This is a genomic window from Pseudomonadota bacterium, from assembly GCA_018817425.1.
In the GTDB taxonomy this organism is placed as follows: Bacteria; Desulfobacterota; Desulfobacteria; order Desulfobacterales; family RPRI01; genus RPRI01.
Map to the genome: position 1 here is coordinate 1 of JAHITX010000115.1, position 2,750 is coordinate 2,750.

The 2,750-nt window shown below is 37.6% G+C and carries 3 protein-coding genes; 1 reads left to right on the forward strand and 2 read right to left on the reverse strand.

The genetic code is table 11. From position 1 onward, the window contains the following. Positions 1-87: 87 nt before the first annotated feature. Both KKC46_19510 and KKC46_19515 read right to left on the reverse strand, forming a co-directional pair. Positions 88-633: a hypothetical protein gene (locus KKC46_19510; protein ID MBU1055990.1), complete on the reverse strand. Its 546-nt coding sequence runs from the start codon at positions 631-633 to the stop codon at positions 88-90. Further along, the gene (locus tag KKC46_19515; GenBank protein MBU1055991.1) at positions 630-1,217 is read right to left on the reverse strand and encodes an SLATT domain-containing protein; all 588 of its coding nucleotides are present in this window, start codon (positions 1,215-1,217) and stop codon (positions 630-632) included. The genes KKC46_19510 and KKC46_19515 overlap by 4 nt, the downstream gene beginning before the upstream one ends. A gap of 483 nt (positions 1,218-1,700) precedes the next feature. Between KKC46_19515 and KKC46_19520 the strand changes: the two genes are divergently transcribed. Then, a partial coding sequence (locus KKC46_19520) for a phage integrase N-terminal SAM-like domain-containing protein (protein ID MBU1055992.1) occupies positions 1,701-2,750 on the forward strand: 1,050 nt, incomplete at its 3' end.

The following is a 2,750-nucleotide window of genomic DNA, read 5'->3' on the forward strand; positions in this document are numbered from 1 at the left end:
ATCTTAACATCAATGCCAGAGCAAGCCCTGCAAGGATGAAGGAAGTAAATCTCTTCCCGAGCACCCACTGGGTAACAATATCGAATTTCAAAGACCTTGTGTCTCATCCCGACGATTCGGATTTATCTTGGCACGAGGATTTGTTTGTTCGGCATTTTTCAATTCGATATTTGGCAGATACTGACTAATAATTTTGACTCGATTGATATTGCCGATAATTGAGTTGATTCGTGCTTCATATATAAGTGATAGCATAGGTACAGATAGCCTTCCAATTTCAATCATTTCTATATGCTGTAACCATTCAGTATGGGGAAGCCACTCACCCAAAGATGATTTGTTGGATACTTCAGCCATGATTTCAATAACCACACCTTCAATTCGATATTTACCGAAGATTGATTTTATATTTTTACTTTCCAAAAAGGCGGTTGCTTGAAGCACGTATTGCTTTAAACGTTTTGATAAAAAAAGCGCACACTCTTTTGTCATTAAAATATCAATATCTTCTGTGTCGCTAATCATTCCCCTGGCAAACAAGGAAGCACCGCCCGTTAATGCCCAAGAACCTTCCCAGTCTTTAAGAACGTCACAGATAATGGACAATACTTTTTCATAGTTATCTCTATTCATGACTCAGACTTGTCTGCTTTTTTATTAATATCATACTCCAGACCACCTTTAGCGATCTCTGAATCAACAGTCTTCCATGCCCACTCTTCGATATCTGGAGAGCTATGATTGATTTCACTTAATTCTTGCCGATATGATACAGCCAGTCTTGCAAGATCATCTGCACTGGAAATATCAGGACATTCGGTACTATAATTCAGACATTTACGCCATAGACGGTGATATTTTTGAGCAGCTTCACGGTGCTGGTGAGCTTTTTCGCCGAACCTATACAAATATAAAAAGGTCGTCGCAATAACATTTGCCATGGCAAATCCGATAGGAATGGCATTTTGAGTAGTAGTTCGCCATGCTGGTCCCACAGAACCGCCAAATGCCTCTATGATAGAATATAATTGGGTGGAAACAAACCAAAATACAACAATTCCCGCAAAAGAAACTGCACTTACCAATTGAAGTTTTCTTTCTAATGTTTGGTTCCTATCAGATATTTTAAAATGAGCTAATTTGGAAGTAGCTGCATCTTCAATATGGCGTAAAATTTCTTGAGTAGCACTTTTAACCTGTTGTTGATTTACATTCATTTTTTTGCCTATTCAACTCTCTGCTTTTGTTGCCGAACAAGTTATTATACAGTTTTGGATAGCTCCTCATTTGGGAGAAACCCCTGAAAGATTGAAAAAACTGTATTCTAAAATTAAAAGTTACTTACACGATATTTGGTGTTCTTTTATCAAATTAATTTAGAAATGTAAATAATCTATTGACAGAATTTTTGTAATTATATATTTTCATCTTTCCGTATAACATTCTATTTATTAACTCATATAGAAAGAGACTTATTTATGCTGCCTATCTCTCCTAAATTACTCGAACAATTTGATAAATGCTTGAGGAATAGAAAAATACCGAACAATTTGCAATCATTTTATAAAAAATGGCTGCGTTATTATCTGGACTTTTGTGCAAAATATAATTTTCAGCCTGAGCATAAAGACAGCCTTCCCCGATTTATCAGCAAGTTGCAGGAAAAAAAACAGTCTAAAGAGCAACAAGACCAGTCTGCAATGGCGATAACTCTATATTATGAGATTGTTAAGGCAAATGACTCCTCAGAAAAAATATTCGAAACCCAATCAACAAATTCTCCTAAATATATTTCTTCTAAAAGCCACAAAGCTTGTTTAGTTCGTGAGGCTGTTAACGGACCCGCAAAGCAGGATAATAGCTTGCCCCATCATACCAGCGAAAGCCGGCATTCTGAAATTATAAGCAATTCTGGCTTCCGGATCGAGTCCGGCATGACGGTTTCAGGAGTTATTACGGAATCACCAACTATTAACGGTTCATTAAAAACCGTCAGCAAACCGGTAAATAAGTACGCTGTTCAAGCAACCGGTGCTTCATGGGTAAAGGAATACACCGGCCTGGAGAACGAAATAAGTGTAAGACATTATTCTCCTAAAACTCTCAGGACATATAAAGGATGGGTTCGGAAATTCCAGACTTTTACAAAAAGCAAGAACCCGGAATTGCTTTCAGCAGACGATGTTAAAGAATTCTTAACCTCTTTGGCTGTGAAGCGAAAAGTAGCTTCTTCCACTCAGAACCAGGCTTTTAATTCGCTGTTATTTTTTTATCGGCATATTCTAAAAAAGGAATTCGGGAAAATCGACGGGGTTGTGAGAGCAAAGAGAAAACCTTATATTCCGGTCGTGTTATCCCGTGAAGAGATTGATAGTATCCTGAGCTTGCTGGAAAAGCCGTATGCTCTTGTTGTAAAATTGCTTTATGGTTGCGGACTCCGGTTGTTTGAATGCCTGAATCTTCGCGTTCACTGTATGAATTTTGATGCGGGTATTTTAACGGTTCATGATGGAAAAGGACAAAAAGACAGAACAGTACCGCTTCCTGAAACAATACTTCCGGAACTTCGAGAGCATCTTGAAACATTAAAAGAGCTTCATAAAAAAGATATTGCCAAAAAATATGCCGGAGTTTTTTTAGTAAATGCATTAGAGGCAAAATACAAAAATGCAGCAAAGAGTTTTACATGGCAGTGGTTTTTCCCGGCAATACAATTAACCTATGAACAAAAGAGCGGGAAATACAGGCGA